This is a genomic window from Nonomuraea sp. NPDC051191, assembly GCF_044455665.1.
Taxonomy (GTDB): domain Bacteria; phylum Actinomycetota; class Actinomycetes; order Streptosporangiales; family Streptosporangiaceae; genus Nonomuraea.
The window spans coordinates 381,309-399,698 of record NZ_JBITEZ010000004.1; the positions used below are offsets into that span (position 1 = coordinate 381,309).

The 18,390-nt window shown below is 70.9% G+C and carries 16 protein-coding genes, 1 tRNA gene and 1 pseudogene; 17 read left to right on the forward strand and 1 reads right to left on the reverse strand.

From position 1 onward, the window contains the following. Positions 1-59: 59 nt before the first annotated feature. Entirely contained in the window at positions 60-779 is a 720-nt protein-coding gene (locus ACIA8R_RS13530) for a methyltransferase domain-containing protein (protein ID WP_357708846.1), read from the reverse strand. 62 nt (positions 780-841) lie between these two features. Here ACIA8R_RS13530 and ACIA8R_RS13535 point away from each other — a divergent pair, with 62 nt between their 5' ends. The 17 genes and pseudogenes from ACIA8R_RS13535 (at position 842) to ACIA8R_RS13615 (ending at position 18,095) form a co-directional block, all read left to right on the forward strand. After that, positions 842-1,213 (forward strand): signal peptidase I, encoded by a 372-nt coding sequence (locus ACIA8R_RS13535; RefSeq protein WP_357708844.1) that lies wholly within the window; start codon positions 842-844, stop codon positions 1,211-1,213. A 75-nt stretch (positions 1,214-1,288) separates the two neighbouring features. Continuing rightward, on the forward strand, positions 1,289-4,789 hold the full coding sequence (gene mfd, locus ACIA8R_RS13540; protein ID WP_397038450.1) for a transcription-repair coupling factor: 3,501 nt from the start codon (positions 1,289-1,291) through the stop codon (positions 4,787-4,789). A 23-nt stretch (positions 4,790-4,812) separates the two neighbouring features. Beyond that, positions 4,813-5,412, forward strand: a pseudogene (locus tag ACIA8R_RS13545) (SurA N-terminal domain-containing protein); the annotation flags it as partial. 4 nt (positions 5,413-5,416) lie between these two features. Further along, positions 5,417-6,352: a MazG family protein gene (locus ACIA8R_RS13550; protein WP_357708840.1), complete on the forward strand. Its 936-nt coding sequence runs from the start codon at positions 5,417-5,419 to the stop codon at positions 6,350-6,352. Between the two features lie 75 nt (positions 6,353-6,427). After that, complete coding sequence (locus ACIA8R_RS13555; protein WP_397038452.1) at positions 6,428-8,302, forward strand: WD40 repeat domain-containing serine/threonine protein kinase; 1,875 nt, start codon at positions 6,428-6,430, stop codon at positions 8,300-8,302. A 206-nt stretch (positions 8,303-8,508) separates the two neighbouring features. Next, a complete protein-coding gene (gene eno, locus ACIA8R_RS13560) occupies positions 8,509-9,786 on the forward strand; it encodes a phosphopyruvate hydratase (protein WP_357708834.1) in 1,278 nt (425 codons plus the stop codon). Positions 9,787-9,857: 71 nt separating this feature from the next. Then, positions 9,858-10,268: a septum formation initiator family protein gene (locus ACIA8R_RS13565; RefSeq protein WP_357708832.1), complete on the forward strand. Its 411-nt coding sequence runs from the start codon at positions 9,858-9,860 to the stop codon at positions 10,266-10,268. Further along, positions 10,258-10,746: a DUF501 domain-containing protein gene (locus ACIA8R_RS13570; RefSeq protein WP_364097629.1), complete on the forward strand. Its 489-nt coding sequence runs from the start codon at positions 10,258-10,260 to the stop codon at positions 10,744-10,746. Before ACIA8R_RS13565 ends, ACIA8R_RS13570 begins: the two co-directional genes overlap by 11 nt. Then, positions 10,737-11,684 carry an exopolyphosphatase gene (locus ACIA8R_RS13575; RefSeq protein ID WP_397038455.1) on the forward strand — a complete coding sequence of 316 codons (948 nt, stop codon included), beginning with the start codon at positions 10,737-10,739 and terminating at the stop codon, positions 11,682-11,684. The genes ACIA8R_RS13570 and ACIA8R_RS13575 overlap by 10 nt, the downstream gene beginning before the upstream one ends. Positions 11,685-11,871: 187 nt before the next feature. Then, positions 11,872-13,293, forward strand: coding sequence for a hypothetical protein (locus ACIA8R_RS13580; protein WP_364097623.1), 1,422 nt, complete (start codon positions 11,872-11,874; stop codon positions 13,291-13,293). 88 nt (positions 13,294-13,381) lie between these two features. Beyond that, entirely contained in the window at positions 13,382-13,708 is a 327-nt protein-coding gene (locus ACIA8R_RS13585) for a PadR family transcriptional regulator (RefSeq protein ID WP_357708822.1), read from the forward strand. Beyond that, positions 13,705-14,631, forward strand: coding sequence for a hypothetical protein (locus tag ACIA8R_RS13590; RefSeq protein ID WP_397038457.1), 927 nt, complete (start codon positions 13,705-13,707; stop codon positions 14,629-14,631). The genes ACIA8R_RS13585 and ACIA8R_RS13590 overlap by 4 nt, the downstream gene beginning before the upstream one ends. Before the next feature lie 18 nt (positions 14,632-14,649). Further along, positions 14,650-15,444 carry a uracil-DNA glycosylase gene (locus ACIA8R_RS13595; RefSeq protein WP_357708817.1) on the forward strand — a complete coding sequence of 265 codons (795 nt, stop codon included), beginning with the start codon at positions 14,650-14,652 and terminating at the stop codon, positions 15,442-15,444. A 95-nt stretch (positions 15,445-15,539) separates the two neighbouring features. Beyond that, positions 15,540-16,856 (forward strand): NAD(P)/FAD-dependent oxidoreductase, encoded by a 1,317-nt coding sequence (locus tag ACIA8R_RS13600; RefSeq protein WP_357708814.1) that lies wholly within the window; start codon positions 15,540-15,542, stop codon positions 16,854-16,856. An 80-nt stretch (positions 16,857-16,936) separates the two neighbouring features. Next, the gene (locus tag ACIA8R_RS13605; RefSeq protein WP_357708812.1) at positions 16,937-17,449 is read left to right on the forward strand and encodes an ACT domain-containing protein; all 513 of its coding nucleotides are present in this window, start codon (positions 16,937-16,939) and stop codon (positions 17,447-17,449) included. Then, a complete protein-coding gene (locus ACIA8R_RS13610; protein ID WP_397038460.1) occupies positions 17,446-17,970 on the forward strand; it encodes a peptide deformylase in 525 nt (174 codons plus the stop codon). The genes ACIA8R_RS13605 and ACIA8R_RS13610 overlap by 4 nt, the downstream gene beginning before the upstream one ends. A 49-nt stretch (positions 17,971-18,019) precedes the next feature. Then, positions 18,020-18,095, forward strand: a tRNA-Leu gene (locus ACIA8R_RS13615). Positions 18,096-18,390: the final 295 nt, after the last annotated feature.

The following is an 18,390-nucleotide window of genomic DNA, read 5'->3' on the forward strand; positions in this document are numbered from 1 at the left end:
CCCAACTATTCCGATTGAATTGGTAGGAAAGGAGTCTACTCACTCATGGGGCCGTGTCGCTAGAGCAGGCGGGCGAAGTGATGTTGCGGCTTCCTGATCACCATGGTGATCTCGTCGTGGGAGGCGGTGTAGCGCCCGCCGCTCAGCCGGTCGACCAGCCTGACGGCGGCGGAGCCGAGCCGGCCGGCGCGGGCCGGGCCGCTGATCCGGCGCTCGTCGTCGATGATCATCAGGCCGCGGCTGAGACAGAAGGCGTGCATGCCGTCGCTGGAGGCCAGCGGCTCGTAGACGACGGGCAGCGGACCCGGCGTGCCGGGGGTGACGAGCGCGCGCCACAGCAGCCGCCGCAGCCACGACGGCGTGAGCCGGTCGAGCACCCCGTAGGCCGACTTCCTGTCGCGCATGCGCAGCAGCACCAGGCCGCCCGGGCGCAGCGACTGGAGCAGGCGGTCGAACACCAGCTCGGCGTGCTGGACGCGTTCGAGCAGGAAGGACAGGTGGATCACGTCGTAGGCGCGGTGCTGGAGCGGCACGCAGCGCAGGTCGCCGAGCGACCAGGCCACCAGGTCGGCGCGCTCCTCCACGACGTCTCTGATGACCGGGTGGTCCTCGTCGGCGCCCGTGGCCCTGGCCTCCAGCGGTTCCACGTCGAGCGGCTCGTCGTGGGCGCACCCCGCGACGAGCAGGTCGAGCCGCCGGCTGAACCGCCCGGCCCAGTGCTCGCGGATCCGTTGACCGAAGATGTCGCCTCGCTGGGCGACTGATCGCACCTCAGACATGTCACCTACAGTAATCAATCGAGCGGTCTCGGTTACGCACTTCCCTGCTAGCGTCCTGCCCCGTGGACGAGCAGGTTTACGTGGGGAACGCCGACATCGACGCCGCGGGCGACCGCGGCTGGCTGCTCGGTCACTTCAAACCCCTCGGCGACCCACGGCACAGTGAAGAAGTCGAGATCAAGTGGGGTGTGCACCCGGCGGGCGACGAGCGTGCCCAGTGGGTCAGGGGTGAGCAGCGCACCGCCCTGCTCGTCCTGATCAGCGGCCGGTTCCGGGTGGAGCTGCCGGGGCGCAGCGTGCTGCTGGCCGAGCGCGGCGACTATGTGGTGTGGGGCAAGGGCGTGGACCACTCGTGGGTCGCCGAGGAGGAGTCGGTGGTGCTCACCGTACGCTGGCCGTCGGTCCCCGGTTACCGGGTGCCGCACCCCGAGTAGGCTGGGTGGAGACCCCCGCGACCTTACCCGGCCGGGGGTAGTTGTGTTGCCGTCGTGGGGCTGTGGGCGTATCTGATGAGTCTTTCCGGACTGCTTGACCTTGTTGCCCTGGGGGCCGGGGCCGACCCGAAGCTGACCGCCGCGCTCGAAGAGGGCGGCGACGTCTCACTGATCGCGCCCTCGGCGCTGCGGCCGTTCGGCGTGGCCGCGCTGGCCGCGCACGATCAGCGCACCGTGCTGGCCGTCACCGCCACCGGGCGTGAGGCCGAAGACCTCGCGGCGGCGCTGACCAGCCTCGTCGAACCCAGCTCGGTCGCGGTGTTCCCGGCCTGGGAGACGCTGCCGCACGAGCGGCTCTCGCCGCGCAGCGACACCGTGGGCCAGCGCCTGGCCGTGCTGCGCAGGCTGGCGCACCCGGTCAAGGGCGACACCGCCGCCGGCCCGCTCGGCGTGGTGGTCGCCCCGGTCAGGGCGCTGCTCCAGCCGATCGTCAAGGGTCTCGGCGACCTGGAGCCCATCAGGCTGAGGGCGGGCGACGACGCCGACCTCGACGCGGTGGTCGAGCGGCTGGTCACCAACGGTTACCACCGGGTCGACATGGTGGAGAAGCGCGGCGAGGTGGCCGTGCGCGGCGGGCTGCTCGACGTGTTCCCGCCCACCGAGGAGCATCCGCTGCGGCTGGAGTTCTGGGGCGACACCGTCGAGGAGATCCGCTGGTTCAAGGTGGCCGACCAGCGCTCGCTGGAGGCGGCCGAGGACGGCCTGTTCGCGCCGCCGTGCCGCGAGCTGCTGCTGACCGGCGAGGTCAGGGCGCGGGCGCGGGAGCTGGCCCAGGAGCACCCGGCGCTCGCCGAGGTGCTCGACCAGCTCGCCGAGGGCCTGCCGGTCGAGGGCATGGAGGCGTTCGCGCCGGTGCTGGCGGGGGAGATGGACCTGCTGCTCGACCACCTGCCGATCAGGTCGGCGGTGTTCGTGTGCGACCCCGAGCGCATCAGGGGCCGGGCCGAAGAGCTCGTACGCACCTCGCAGGAGTTCCTGGAGGCGTCCTGGATCAACGCGGCGGCCGGCGGCGAGGCGCCGATCGACCTGGGCGCGGCGGCCTTCCGCACGCTGGAGGACATCCGCGGCCACGCCGACTCGCTGGGCCAGCCGTGGTGGACGATGGCGCCCTTCGGCAACGGCGTCGAGCTCGACGCGCAGGACTCCGAGGCGTACCGGGGCGACACCGCCAAGGCGCTGGGCGACATCAAGGGCTGGCTGGCCGAGGACAAGGCGGTCGTGCTGCTCAGCGAGGGCCACGGGCCGGCCGAGCGCATGGTCGAGCTGCTCAAGGGCGTCGACGTGCCCGCCAGGCTCCAGCGTTACCTGGACAAGGCGCCCGAGCCCAAGGTCGTGCACGTCTCGACCGGCCTGATCGAGCACGGGTTCATCACGCCGCGCCTGGCCGTGCTCACCCACCTCGACCTGGTGGGCCAGAAGGCGTCCACCAAGGACATGCGCCGGCTGCCCTCGCGCCGCCGCAACATGGTCGACCCGCTCCAGCTCAAGGTCGGCGACCACGTCGTGCACGAGCAGCACGGCGTCGGCCGCTACGTCGAGATGGTCCAGCGCACGGTCCAGGGCGCGACCCGCGAGTACCTGGTCATCGAGTACGCCAAGGGCGACCGCCTCTACGTGCCCACCGACCAGCTCGACGAGGTCACCCGCTACGTCGGCGGCGAGGCGCCCACGCTCAACCGCATGGGCGGCGCCGACTGGGCCAAGGCCAAGTCCAGGGCCAAGAAGGCGGTCAAGGAGATCGCCGGCGAGCTGATCAGGCTCTACTCGGCCCGCATGGCCTCGCCGGGCCACGCCTTCGGCGCCGACACGCCGTGGCAGCGCGAGATGGAGGACGCCTTCCCCTACGCCGAGACCGGCGACCAGCTCGAAGCCATCGACGAGGTCAAGCGCGACATGGAGCGCGGCGTCCCGATGGACCGGCTGATCTGCGGCGACGTCGGCTATGGCAAGACCGAGATCGCGGTGCGGGCGGCGTTCAAGGCCGTCCAGGACGGCAAGCAGGTGGCCGTGCTGGTGCCGACCACGCTGCTCGTGCAGCAGCACATGTCCACCTTCACCGAGCGCTTCTCCAGCTTCCCCATCGCGATCAGGCCGATCTCGCGCTTCCAGACCGACGGCGAGGTCAAGGGCACGATGGAGGGGCTCAGGTCGGGCGCGGTCGACGTCGTCATCGGCACCCACCGGCTGCTCAGCCCGGAGGTCAGGTTCAAGGACCTCGGGCTGATCATCATCGACGAGGAGCAGCGGTTCGGCGTCGAGCACAAGGAGGCCATGAAGCACCTGCGCACGCAGGTCGACGTGCTGGCCATGTCGGCCACGCCGATCCCGCGCACGCTGGAGATGGGCCTGACCGGCATCCGCGAGATGTCCACGATCCTCACCCCGCCTGAGGAGCGGCATCCGATCCTCACGTTCGTGGGGCCGTACGAGGAGAAGCAGATCGGGGCGGCGATCCGGCGCGAGCTGATGCGCGACGGCCAGATCTTCTTCGTGCACAACCGGGTGGCCTCCATCAACCGGGTGGCGGCGCGGCTGCGCGAGCTGGTCCCCGAGGCGCGCATCGCGGTGGCCCACGGCCAGATGAACGAGCACCAGCTCGAAAAGATCATGGTCGGCTTCTGGGAACGCGAGTACGACCTGCTCGTCTCCACCACGATCGTCGAGTCCGGCCTCGACGTGCCCAACGCCAACACGCTCATCGTCGACCGGGCCGACAACTACGGCCTGTCGCAGCTCCACCAGCTCAGGGGCCGGGTCGGGCGAGGCAGGGAACGCGGTTACGCCTACTTCCTCTACCCGCCCGAGAAGCCGCTGACCGAGACCGCCCACGAGCGCCTGGCCACCATCTCCCAGCACACCGAGATGGGCGCGGGCATGTACGTCGCGATGAAGGACCTGGAGATCCGCGGCGCGGGCAACGTGCTGGGCGCCGAGCAGTCGGGCTTCATCGCGGGCGTCGGCTTCGACCTCTACGTGCGCCTGATGTCCGAGGCCGTGCAGGAGCAGAAGGCCAAGCTGTCCGGGGCCGAGGTCCAGGAGGAGCAGCAGGACGTCAAGGTCGAACTGCCCATCAACGCCCACATCCCGCACGACTACGTCACCTCCGAGCGGCTGCGGCTGGAGGCGTACAAGCGGATCGCGGCCATCGTCGCGCCGATCCACATCGACGAGGTGCGCGAGGAGCTCACCGACCGCTACGGCAAGCCGCCGGTGGAGGTGGAGAACCTGCTGGAGGTGGCCCGCTTCCGGATCAGGGCGCGGGCGGCCGGGCTCACCGACGTCACGCTGCAGGGGCAGAACATCAAGTTCGGCCCGGCGCGGCTGCGGGAGTCGCAGCAGGTCAGGCTCGACCGGCTGTACAAGAAGGCCATCTACAAGCAGGCGGCCGAGACCCTGCTCGTGCCGGTTCCCAAGACCAAGCCGCTGGGCGGGCAGCCGTTGCGCGACCTCGATCTGCTCAAATGGTGCGGCGACCTGGTCGAGGCGATGTTTCTTGAGCCCGCGCGGGTAAGCTAAGCGCGGTTTTTGTTCGGAAAGGGACGCATGTGAAGTCGATTCGAGTGGCTGTGGCCGCCGGCGCGGTAGGACTCGCCGCGCTGACCGCCTGCTCTTCGCCCATGGAGGCCGGAGCAGCGGCCGTGGTCGGGAGCGAGCGCATCTCGGCCCGCGACCTGACCAGGAACGTTCAGGAGTACGAGACCGCGCTCAAGCGCGCCAACGTCTCGGCCGAGCAGCTCGGGGTGCCCGTCACCCAGTTCGTGCTCTACCGGATGGCGAACGAGAGCGCGTTCAGGCAGCTCGCGGCCAAGCACAACGTGCAGGTCAGCGAGGGCGAGATCGACGCCGCGCTCAAGGACCCGGGCCAGTACCAGTCGCCCGAGATCAACCTCATCGCCAGGGGCGTCAGCCCGGCCGACGCGCGCGGCTACCTGCGTGCGGAGCTGGGCGCGGTCAAGGTGCGCAACCAGCTCGGCAACGCCCAGGACCAGGCGGCCCAGGAGAAGTTCGTCAAGGAGCTGACGAGCATCAAGCCGATCTACAGCCCGCGTTACGGCGAGTTCACCCAGCAGGGCTTCGTCGACCCGGGCCGGTTCGGCAAGTCCTCCCAGCAGGCGCAGCAGCAGCCGCAGCAGGGCTAGCCCGATGCCGCTGATCGTCGTCACCACCTCGCCCAGGGTCGCGCCGGGCCTGCTGAGCGACCAGGCCTGGCAGGCGCTGCGCTCGGGGCCCGTCCTGACCGGCTCCGACGCCCACCCGCAGCTTCCTTATCTGGCCGCCGCCGGGGTCGAGGCGGAGGTCGTCGTGCCCGACGCGGTCGCGCTGTCCAGGCGGGCGGTGCGCGAGCGGGTGGTCTGGCTCGCCGGTGACGACGAGGACTTCATGCGCGCGATCGGGCGCGCGGCCATCGCGCTCGACGAGCCGCCGCTCATCGAGGTCGTGCCCGGTTCGTACGACCTGCCCGGCTCGCGGGTGCTCGACCTGGTCGCGGTGATGGACCGGCTGCGCACCGAGTGCCCGTGGGACCGCAAGCAGACGCACGAGTCGCTGGTGCCGTACCTGCTGGAGGAGGCGTACGAGGTCCTGGAGACGATCGAGCAGGGCGACCACGCGGCGCTCCGCGAGGAGCTCGGCGACCTGCTGCTCCAGGTGGTCTTCCACGCCCGCGTGGCCGAGACGTTCGACATGGACGACGTGGCCGCCGGCATCGTCGAGAAGCTCGTCCGGCGGCACCCGCACGTGTTCGGGTCGGTGCGGGCGGAGAGCGCCGACCAGGTCAGCGACAACTGGGAGGCGATCAAGGCGGCCGAGCGGGCGGCCAAGGGCGAGGAGTCGTCGTCGGTGCTCGACGGCGTCCCCATGGGTCAGCCCGCGCTCGCGCTGGCCGCCCAGCTGCTGCGCCGGGCCGAGCGGGCCGGCGCGCCCGACGCGCTGGCGTCGGCGATCGGCCAGGGCGTGGCGCGGGAGCTGTTCGACCTCGTACGCCGGGCGCAGGAGGCCGGGCTGGACCCCGAGGCCGAGCTGCGGGCCGCGGCCCGCGCCTACCGCGACCGCGTACGCGCGTGGGAGTCGAACGCCTGACCGCCCTGGTTGTCGGAACAAGTCGCCAAATGCCAGGATCCTGAGGGGCTTGAACCGGCGAGCCGAGGGGGACTGGTGGTGGAGCTGAGGCCGCTGCGCTCGGGGGAGCCGCGGGAGGTGGCGGGCTACCGCCTGCTCGGCCGGCTGGGCGACGGCGGGCAGGGGTCGGTGTTCCTGGGCCGCGACGCCGACGGCGGACACGCGGCCGTCAAGGTCCTGCATCCGCGGCTGCTGGGCGACGAGCGGGCCACCCGCCGGTTCCTGCGCGAGAGCGTGACCGCGGCCAAGGTGGCGGGGTCGCGTACGGCCCGGATCTACGGCAGCGGGCTGGCCGAGGGGCGGCCGTACATCGTCAGCGAGTTCATCGACGGGCCGTCCCTGCACGACCTGGTCTTCGACGGCGGCCCCCTGACCGGCGCGGAGCTGGAACGGCTGGCGGTCGGCACGATCACGGCGCTGACCGCCGTCCACGGGGCGGGCATCGTCCACCGCGACCTCAAGCCGAGCAACGTGCTGATGGGCCAGGACGGCCCCCGCGTGATCGACTTCGGCATCGCCAGGGACATGGACCTTTCCACCACCGCGAGCAGCGTCGTCGGCACGCCCGGGTACATGTCGCCGGAGCAGATCGCGGGGGAAAGCGCGACGTCCGCGTCCGACGTCTTCAGCTGGGCGTCCACCGTCGGGTTCGCCGCCACCGGGCAGCCGCTGTTCGGCCGGGACTCGATCCCCGCCGTCATGAACCGCATCCTGCACGCCGAGCCCGACCTGCGCGAGGTGCCCGAGCCGCTGCGGGGCGTGCTGCGCGCGTGCCTGGCCAAGGAGGCGGGGGCGCGGCCGTCGGCCGACGAGGTGCTGGCGTGGTTGGCGGGGCGTACGGCGGCGGCGCCGCGCGGTCACGCCCCCAGGAGGGCGCCGCATGAGCCGCGGGGTGTGCGGGCGGCGGCTTCCGAGGCGCGGCCGGGGATGCGGTGGGCGGCGGCCGGGGTGGGCGTGCTCGTCGTCCTGGGCGTGGGGGCCGGGATGTTCTGGCGGAACGCCGGTCTTCCCGCCGTCGAAGGGCAGAACGGGGCGTCTGCGGCGTTCGGGGTCGAGCTCGGTCCCGAGTTCGGGCCCGCGTCCGGGGCGGACGTCGCGGCGATGGCCATCGGGCACCACAAGGGCGCGCCCGTCGTCGCCTACGCCGAGAGGTCCGGCAGGTCGATCGAGGTGTGGGACCCGCGCGTCGGCGAGCCGCTGGACCGGCTCCCGGACGCGGGCCCCACGCCGGTGCGCTCCCTCGTGCTGATCCCCGTGGGCGGCAGGCAGACCGCCGTCTGGACGGGTACGGACGGAATCGTGCGGCGCTGGCGCATCGGCGACGCCCGCCCCGGCGTGTGGCACCAGGTGTGCCGGTCGGAGGCCCGGCTGGCGTCCGGCCAGTGGCGCAAGCAGCCCGCGGTGGTGATCGGCTGCCCCGACGGTCAGGTCGTGACGCTCGACCTGACCTCCAACCGCATCGTCGCCAGCGACCGCCTCGCGACCGGCCCGGTCACCGCCCTGGCCTGGGACGAGTCCACCGGCAAGGCCCTCGTCGGCACCGGCCGGGGCCTGGTCGGGGCGCCCGCCGGGCTGCTCGGCAAGGGCGAGGTGCGTTCGGTCGCCGCGTTGGGCGACGGCCGGGCCGCCGTCACCACGGGCGGCTCGACCGCCGTGTACGACCTGGACAGCGGCGCCTTCGAGCGCGGCTTCAGCACGGGCGCGGCGGACGTCGGCGTCACGGCCGCGGGCGGGCGCCGGATGATCGCCGGCGGCGGCGACGGGGTGACCGTGTGGAACGCCGACCGCGGCGAGCGGCTGGGCGACCTGGCGCCCGGCCGGAAGGTCACCGGGCTGGCGGTGGGCGACGGGCTCCTGGTCGTCGCGACGGGCAGCCGCCTCCAGGCCTGGAGCCTGTCCTCGACCGGCTGACCCACGACGGGCCCGCGCCCGGGGCTCAGACCGGCTGACCCGCGACGGACCGCCCGGTCCGCGCCGGGGCTCAGACCGGCTGACCCGCGACGGGCCCGAGCTCGCGTTCCGGCGGCCGGGCCGTGGGGGCGACCGTGCCGTACCGGTGCACCGGGGTACCGATAGGCTCTGATGGCATATTGCCTTTCGCTTAAGGAGCGCTACCCGTGGCTACCATCGAGGTCGTTTACGCTCGCGAGATCCTCGACTCCCGGGGCAACCCCACGGTCGAGGTCGAGGTCGTGCTCGACGACGGCAGCAGCGGCCGGGCCGCCGTGCCGAGCGGGGCGTCCACCGGCCAGTTCGAGGCGGTCGAGCTGCGTGACGGCGGCAAGCGCTACGGCGGCAAGGGCGTGGAGAAGGCCGTGCTCGCGGTGACCGACGAGATCTTCGAGGAGATCAACGGGGTCGAGGCCGAGGACCAGCGCATCATCGACCAGATCATGATCGACCTCGACCGCACGCCCAACAAGGCCAAGCTGGGCGCCAACGCCATCCTGGGCGTCTCGCTCGCCGTCGCCAAGGCCGCGGCCGACAGCGCCGACCTGCCCCTGTTCCGCTACGTCGGCGGCCCCAACGCCCACGTGCTGCCCGTCCCGATGATGAACATCCTCAACGGTGGCGCGCACGCCGACACCAACGTCGACATCCAGGAGTTCATGATCGCGCCGATCGGCGCGGAGACGTTCCGCGAGGCCGTGCGCATGGGCACCGAGGTCTACCACGCGCTCAAGGGCGTGCTGAAGGAGAAGGGCTACGCGACGGGCCTGGGCGACGAGGGCGGCTTCGCCCCCAACCTGCCCTCCAACCGCGACGCCCTCGACCTGATCCTGGTCGCGATCGAGCGGGCCGGCTACGTGCCGGGCGAAGACGTGGCGCTGGCCCTCGACGTGGCCGCCTCCGAGTTCCACAAGGACGGCGTCTACACGATCGACGGCAAGGGCGTCTCGGCGCAGGAGCTCATCGCCTTCTACGAGGACCTGGTCGCCAACTACCCGCTCGTGTCCATCGAGGACCCCCTCGACGAGGACGACTGGTCGGGCTGGAAGGCCATCACCGAGGCTCTCGGCGACAAGGTCCAGCTCGTCGGCGACGACCTGTTCGTCACCAACCCCGAGCGGCTGGCGCGCGGCATCGACGAGGGCACCGCCAACGCCCTGCTGGTCAAGGTCAACCAGATCGGCACGCTGTCGGAGACACTCGACGCCGTCGACCTGGCCCACCGCAACGGCTACCGGTGCATGATGAGCCACCGTTCCGGCGAAACCGAGGACACGACGATCGCCGACCTGGCGGTGGCGGTCAACTGCGGCCAGATCAAGACCGGCGCCCCGGCGCGGTCCGACCGCGTGGCCAAGTACAACCAGTTGCTGCGCATCGAGGAGCTTCTCGACGATGCCGCCCGCTACGCGGGTCGCGCGGCTTTTCCGCGGTTCCGACGCTAGTTTCGACTGACGGCTCGCGGCCGGGGAAGGTCTGACGGCCGCGAGCCGTACGTCGAAGGGGGTGTGCAGCATTGGCGAAGAGGCCGCAGCTGACCGGGCGGGCCGCCATCCTCGCGGTCGTGGTGTGCGCGATCGCGATGAGCCTGGCCTACCCTGTGCGCGAGTACATCAGCCTGCGCCGCAGCATCGCCGAGCTGCAGGCGGAGAAGGCCAGGGTCGAGGCCGAGCGGCAGACCCTGCTGGCGCGCGACAGACAGAGCGACGATCCCAACTGGATCAAACGCACCGCCAAGGAGCGGCTGCACTTCTGCGGCCCCGGCGAGAAGTGCTACGTGGTGATGGAGCCCGACCAGGGCAAGGAGCAGACGGCCGTGAAGCAGCCCGTCGAGGTGCCCCCGTGGTACCAGACGCTGTGGGAGTCGGTGGAGGCGGCCGACAAGGGCACGGGCCGCAGAGCGGTGGAGAGCAGCAGTGGAAAGTGACGACGTCGAGGCGGTCCAGCGGCAGCTCGGCCGTCCGCCCAGAGGTCTGCGCGAGGTGGCCCATCGCTGCCCGTGCGGCAACCCCGACGTGGTGGAGACCGCGCCGCGGCTGCCCGACGGGTCGCCGTTCCCGACCCTGTACTACCTGACCTGCCCCAAGGCCGCCTCGGCCATCGGCACGCTCGAAGGCTCGGGCCTGATGCGCGAGATGCAGGCCAGGCTGGCGACCGACCCCGACCTGGCGGCCGCCTACCAGGCAGCCCACGACGACTACGTCGCCAGGCGCGACAAGGCGGCCCACGACGAGGGCATGGAGCCGCTGCCCCGCGACATGCAGAGCACCGGCGGCATGCCGCTGCGGGTGAAGTGCCTGCACGCCCTGGTCGCGCACGAGCTGGCGGTGCCGGGGAGCAACCCGTTCGGCAGGGAGGCGCTCGACGCGCTCCCCGACTGGTGGAGTGACGGACCATGCGTGTAGCGGCCATCGACTGCGGCACCAACTCGGTGCGCCTGCTCATCGCCGACGTCCGCGACGACGTGCTGCACGACGTCGAGCGGCGGATGGAGATCGTCCGCCTGGGGCAGGGCGTCGACCGCACCGGCATGCTGGCGCCCGACGCGCTGGAGCGCACGTTCAAGGCGATGCGTTCCTACCGCGAGCTGATCGACCGGCACGGCGCGGTCGCGACCAGGGTGGTGGCCACGAGCGCGACCCGCGACGCCGGCAACCGGCAGGAGTTCGTCGACGGCGTCCGCGAGATCTTCGGCGTGGCGCCCGAGGTGGCGACGGGGGCGGAGGAGGCCGAGCTGTCGTTCACGGGGGCGACCAGGGGCCTGCTGCGCATCTCGCCGGAGACCGAGCTGCCGCAGGGCCCGCTGCCCCCGTACCTGGTGGTGGACATCGGCGGCGGTTCCACGGAGTTCGTGGTCGGCTCCGAGCACGCCGAGGCCGCGCTGTCGGTGGACATCGGCTGCGTACGCCTGACCGAACGCCACCTGCGTGACGCCGGAGACCCGCCGCCGGCTTCGGCGCTGGAGGCCGTCGTCGCCGACATCGAGGCGGCCCTCGACCGGGTCGCGGAGGCGGTGCCCGTCGAGCGGGCGCACACGCTGGTCGGTCTGGCCGGGTCGGTGACCACGATCGCGGGCATCGCGCTCGACCTGCCGGCCTACGACTCCACGCGTATCCATCACTCCAGGATCTCCGCCGAACAGGTCCACGAGGTGACGCGGCGGCTGCTCGCGATGACCCATGGTGATCGCGCCCGGGTTCCGGTGATGCATCCCGGACGTGTTGACGTGATTGGTGCCGGTGCCCTTATTCTTGACCGGATCGTGCGCCGTTTCGCGTTTTCGCAGGTCGTCGTCAGCGAACACGACATCTTGGACGGAATCGCCTGGTCTCTCGCCGGCTAGACCACCAAATCCGGACATTTCCGATCTATGTCCCGTGTTGAGTGTGCAATCACTATTGTGATTAGGTAAAGGCGCAAAACGGGGGCTTTGCCATTTTGCTGTGCACGGAAGGTGCCGGCGTGGCGACCGTTCCCGAGCGCGTCTTTTCCCTCACGGAATGGAGCACTCTCACATGATGTCTGTTGGGTTGGCACGTAAGGCGGCGGCGTTCGGCGCCTCCGCCGCCGTGCTGGCCGCCATGGCGGCGGGCCTGGTAGCCAGTCCCGCGCAGGCGGCGACCTCGTCCGCGGCCGGCAAGGCAACCACGGCCACCGCGGCCAAGTCCGCCAAGGTGTCGGTCACGGCGCCGAAGGCGTCCGACCAGGACTACCAGGGTTCCTGCCCGGTCAAGGTCAACTTCTCGGCCAAGATCAAGGTCCCGGTCAAGGGCAAGACCGAGCTCGCCTACCGTTGGCTCCACGGTGACGGGTCCAAGGGCAAGGTCCAGGTTGTCAAGCTCAAGGGCCACGGCACCAAGTCGGTCACCGTCAAGGAGTCGGTGACCTTCAAGGGTGACGTCAAGGGCTGGGAGGCCGTCCAGGTCCTCGGTCCGAAGAAGGTCACGTCCAAGAAGGGCTACTTCTCGGTCTCGTGTGTCGACCTCGGTGATGTCCGTACGGACAAGGACGTGTCGGTCTCGGCGCGCGCCTGGGCGAACCCCTCGTCCTACGAGGGCGTCTGCACCCCTGGTGACAAGATCGACTTCACCGGTCTGATCAGCGTCAACCACCCGAGCTGGGTCCGCTACCGCTGGATCCTGAACGGCGAGGTCGTCGACTACGGCAAGGTCAGGGTCTCGAGCAAGCGCAAGGTCGGCTTCGGCATCTCCCCGCGTCACAGCCAGCGTGGCTGGGCGCAGCTTGAGATCGTCGGCCCCGACAGCGCCCGCTCCAACCGCGCCTACTACAAGGTGTGGTGCAAGGACTCGACCCCCGCTCCCGCTGCGAAGGTGTCGGCCACCGACCTGGTGACGGCCACCAACAACAACGGCTGCAAGGTCGGCGCGCACGCCAACGTCAACGCGACCGGCGCCGCGCGCGTCCAGTGGACCTGGGCCCTCAACGGCGAGTCCGTCGCCAAGGGCGAGAGCTACTTCTCGGGCAGCGGCTCGAAGACCGTCGAGCTCCCCGAGCGGGCGCTGACCGGCGAGGCCGCCAAGGGTGGCAAGATCACCCTGACGGTCACCGGCCCGAACAACAACGACTCGATCACGCAGTCGTACGCGGCGTGCGAGGCTCCCAAGCCCACCGCGTCCGTGTCGGCCGTGTCGGTCACCGGTAACCGCAACGACATGTGCGCGGACAACCGTGGTCCCGGCGTGGACTTCTCGGCCACTCTGCACAGCACCGGCCCCACCACCGTCAAGTACTACTGGGTGGTCAACGGCGTCAAGGACGTCAACGTCCTGGAGCGTCAGGTCAACGGCGACGTCGCCGTGACCTGGGGTGTCGGTGGCACGCACAACAGCAAGGAGACGAAGGGCACCATCGAGCTCGTCGTCGTCAGCCCGAACGCCGCCTCGTCGGGGGTCGCCAACTACTCGGCGACCTGCCCGAAGGTCGACGCCTAAGCTGATCATGTGACCGGGCGGCACCCTCAGGGGAGCCGCCCGGTTCTCTTGTTGCCACTACTGTGCTTTGCACAGTACTCTTCTTTGCGTGGATAGCAGTCAACTGCTCAAGGGCGTGCTCGACCTGGCCGTCCTCGCCGTGCTCGACGAGCGCGACGGCTACGGCTACGACGTCGTGCGCAGGCTCAGGGAGGCGGGCCTGGAAGACGTGGGCGACGCCTCCGTCTACGGCACGCTGCGCCGCCTGTTCAAGGCCGGCGCGCTCAACTCCTACGTCGTGGCCTCCGACGAGGGCCCGCACCGCAAGTACTACGGGCTCAACGAGGTCGGCCGTACCCTGTACGCCGCCTCCGCCAAGCGGTGGACGTCGTTCGCGGCCACCATGGATTCCCTGCTCAAGGAGGGGCACGCATGACCGCGCCGATCACACCGATCACGCCGGAACAGTACGCGCAGGCCGTCCGCGACGCCCTGGCCGGTCACCCCGACCGGGACGAGCTGATCGAGGACCTCGACGACCATCTGGCCGAGATCGCGGCCGAGTCGGACCTGCCACTGGAGGATCGGCTCGGGCCGCCCGCCGCGTACGCGGAGGAGCTGGTGGCCGCCTACGGAGGGCGTCCCCAGAGCCGTCAGAGGCGCCGTCCGCGGCCGGGGGTGTGGGCGGCGCGGGCGCACGCGGAGCTGCTGCGCCACAAGCCGTACCGGAGCTTCGCGGCCTTCCTGCCGGAGTTGCGGCCCGGCTGGTGGGTGCTGCGCGGCTACCTGCTGGCCATGCTGCTGCTGGCGATCACGGCGCGCGGCGGCCTCGTCCCGGCGAACCCGGCGGAGTGGGCGCTCGTGGCGGTGGCCGTATGGGTCTCGGTGTGGTTCGGCCGGGCCCGCGGGGGGCGCCTGGTCGCGCTGCTGGCGACGGGCGTCAACGTGCTGGCGGGGCTGGCGCTGCTCGCCGGCATGGCGGCGGCCTCCGACGGGGACGACCAGCCGGTCATGATGTCGGCGCCGGCCGACGTGATGCTCGTCGGAGGCGGCCTCGACATCTACAACATCAAGCCGTACGCCAAGGACGGCAGCCCGCTGACCGACGTCTACCTCTACGACCAGGACGGCAAGCCGATCACGCTCGACCCCGAGAGCCGCGGCTACAGGGTCGACCGGTCGTGCGGGGAGCCGGTGCTCAACCGCTACCCGCTGCCGCTGATCCAGGAGCAGGAGCTGATGGCGGAGAACGGCATGCCCACGGCCCCGCCCAGCGCGTGCCCGACGGCCTCCACGGCACCCCCCACCCCTACGCCCACGCCGACCACCGTCACTCCCGCGCCGAAGAAGACCGGATGATCGGGCACCATCGGTGTCATGAGCTTCGTACCACCCGGCACCGGCTGGCCCGGCGACCCCGCCACCCCTGACACCCCGGTGGCCCACGACCCCGCGGACGTGCGTCGCCTCGCCTCCACCGCCGGCACCCTCGCGGAGCTCACGGCCGAGCAGTCCGTCTGCCGCGCCTGCCCGCGTCTGGTGGAGTGGCGCGAGGAGGTGGCGCGCGTGAGGCGGCGCGCGTTCGCGGACGAGACGTACTGGGGCCGTCCCGTCCCGGGTTGGGGGGCCGAGCGGCCGAAGGTGCTGCTGGTGGGCCTGGCGCCGGCGGCCCACGGGGGCAACAGGACCGGCCGCATCTTCACCGGCGACCGCAGCGGCGACTGGCTGTTCGCCTCGCTCCACCGCTGCGGCCTGGCGGCCAAGGAGACCAGCACGTACGCCGGCGACGGCCAGGAGCTCATCGACACCCGGGTCGTGGCGTCGGTGCGCTGCGCGCCTCCGGCCAACAAGCCCACCCCCGAGGAGAAGGCCGCCTGCTTCCCGTGGATGGCGCGCGAGGTGGCGATGGTGGCGGGGAGCGTACGGGCGGTGGTGGCGCTCGGCGGGTTCGCCTGGCAGGCCATGTGGCCCGCGCTCAAGGACGCCGGCTACGAGCTGCCGCGCGTGCGGCCCCGGTTCGGCCACGGCGTCGAGGTCGAGGTCCGGTACGACTCCGTCCCCGTCACCCTGATCGGCTGCTACCACCCGAGCCAGCAGAACACCTTCACCGGCCGCGTCACCGCCCAGATGCTGGACGACGTCTTCCTCCGGGCCAGGTCGCTGGCGGTGTGACGCGTCCCACCATCCCCGGGTTGGACTCTCCGGAAGACCCCGACGTAAGCTTGTGAATGCTTTCACAAGCATTCCACGAGGGATGGGGCCTCAGGATGAACAAGCACATTTTGATCGTCGGCGGCGGTTACGTCGGCCTGTACACCGCGCTCCGGCTGCAGCGCCGGCTCCGCAGCGAGCTGCGCGGCGGCGAGGCGAGCATCACGATCATCGACCCCCAGTCCTACATGACCTACCAGCCGTTCCTGCCGGAGGCGGCGGCGGGCAACCTCTCGCCCAGGCACATGGTGGCCCCGCTGCGCCGGATCCTGCCCAAGGTGCGCATTCTCAACGGCACGGTCACCAAGGTCGACCACGCCGAGCGCGTCGTCACCTTCCAGCCCGCCGAGGGCGAGCCGCGTCAGGTGGCCTACGACCTGATCGTGATGGCCGCCGGGTCCATCTCGCGTACGCTGCCGATCCCCGGGCTGACCGACATCGGGATCGGGTTCAAGACCGTCGGCGAGGCCATCGCCCTGCGCAACCGCGTGCTGCACCTGCTCGACGTGGCCGAGTCGACCGTCGATCCCGAGGTGCGGCGCAGGGCGCTCACGTTCGTCGTGGTCGGGGCCGGCTTCGCGGGCGTCGAGGCGCTGGCCGAGCTTGAGGACATGGCCAAGGACTCCACCCGCTACTACCGCAACATCACCCCGGCCGACCTGCGCTGGGTCCTGGTCGAGGCCACGAACCGGGTGCTGCCCGAGGTCGGCCCCGAGATGGGCAAGTGGACGCTGGAGCAGCTCCGCGAGCGCGGCATCGAGGTCAAGCTGGACACCAGGCTGGAGTCGTGCGAGGGCGGCCACGTCGTGCTCAGCGACGGCACCGAGTTCGACGCCGAGACCCTGGTGTGGACGGCGGGCGTCAAGCCGAGCCCGGTCGTCAACGACAGCGACCTGCCCCTGGACGAGCGCGGCCGGATCAAGACCACCGCCGCCCTGACCGTCGCCGGCACCCGCGACGCCTTCGCCGCCGGCGACGCGGCCGGTGTGCCCGACGTGACGAACCCGGGCCAGTACTGCGCCCCCAACGCCCAGCACGCCGTGCGCCAGGCCAAGGTGCTGGCCGACAACATCGTCCGTCACCTGCGTGGCGAGGAACTGGTCGATTACCGGCACAAGTATGTCGGATCGGTCGCCGGGTTGGGCCTGCATCAGGGCGTCGCGAATGTCTATGGCGTGAAGCTGCGCGGTTTCCCTGCGTGGTTCATGCACCGCACCTACCATCTGTCGCGGGTGCCGACGCTGAACCGCAAGGTCCGTGTCGTCGTCGACTGGACCCTGGCCCTGTTCTTCAAGCGAGAGACCATCTCACTCGGTGAGATGGAGCATCCGCGCGACGGATTCAGGGCCGCGGTGGCGACGACCCGCCGCTAGCCCAGGCACGGCAGCGCCCCGGCGAACATCGCCGGGGCGTTTTCGGCACCCCTGAACTAAATGCGGAAGGGGTACCACGGGTGGGGCTCTCAGCGGTGACCGTGCTCGGCGTGGACCGGCCCGGCGTGATCGCCGCCGTCACCGGTTCGCTGGCCGACTGCGGCGCGAACATCCAGGACTCGACCATGACGCTGCTCGGCGGTTACGTGGCGATGATGCTGCTGGTCTCCGGCGATCTCGAACCCGACGAGCTGACGAAGCGGCTGTGCGCCCCCGAGCTGGTGGTCTCCGCCTCGGCGATCGAGGCGCGGCGGCACTTCTGCGACGACGGCGGCGGCCACGGCTACGTCCTGACCGTGCACGGCCCCGACCGGCCGGGCATCATCTCGGCCGTCAGCGCCGTGCTCGCCGCCGACGGCGGCAACATCACCGGCATGAGCACCCGGCTCACCGGCCGCCTCTACGTGCTCATCGCCGACGTCGAGCTGCCCAAGGACGTCGACGTCGCGGCCCTCATGCGCCGGCTGGCGGCCGTCGGGGCGGGGCTCGACTCGGAGATCACCTTCCGTCCCGTCGAGCCGGACCTGCTGTGACGGGCGCCAGAGGCACCCCGCGCCGGGTGCTCGGCGCGCCCCACCCGACGCTGTCGGCCAGGGCCGAGCCGGTCGATCCGGCGGCCCCCGAGACCGTGACGGCCGCCGCCGACCTCCTCGCGACCCTGCGCGGCGAGATCGCCATGACCGGGCTGGCCGCCCCCCAGATCGGCCTGAGCTGGCGGCTGATCGCCTTCAACGCCTGGGCCCACCCCCGGGCCCGGTCGTGGGCCGGTGAGCTCGTCCTGGTCAACCCTCGCCTCACGAGTGCCTCCCATTGGGACGGCGGGCGCGAGGGGTGCGCGTCCATCGCGGGGCTCACCGCGGACGTACGGCGCGCGACGCGTATCACCGTACATGGGCATTTGCCGGGCACAGGGGAGCCGGTCACCGTCGAGGCGGACGCGTTCGAGGCCCGCTGCATTCAGCACCAACTGGACCATCTGGACGGTCTACTCTTCTTGGACAGAGTGTCAGGGGCGCTATCACTTCACCGCAGACTTCACACTTGTGACGCCTGATGCGAAGTTGTGCTCCTCGGAAGCATGGTCCGTTTCGTATGATTGCGGCGCCCCCGTAGCCCAATGGCAGAGGCAAACCCCTTAAAAGGGTTGTAGTGCGGGTTCGAATCCCGCCGGGGGCACCATTCTTAAGTGTCCCCGACCTGGGGTTTTCTCCGAGTGAAGCATCTTGTCGCGGCTGATGGTTCACTACTGCTATCAACCCGTCACACAATGCTTCCTCTCGTTTGCCGGGAAGACCCGGTGTGGTGAGGCGTCGGGAAGATTCCGTTTTCATCACGAAACCCAACAGAACACTGTTTCAATTGCCCGCGCCGGACTTACTAGCCGCCCGGCCGCCGGCCCCCGGGACGGCCGCGGCGACCTTGGGAACTCCCGCCCGGCCACGTTCGTTGTCCTCGCTGCCGAAGTCCCCCGACG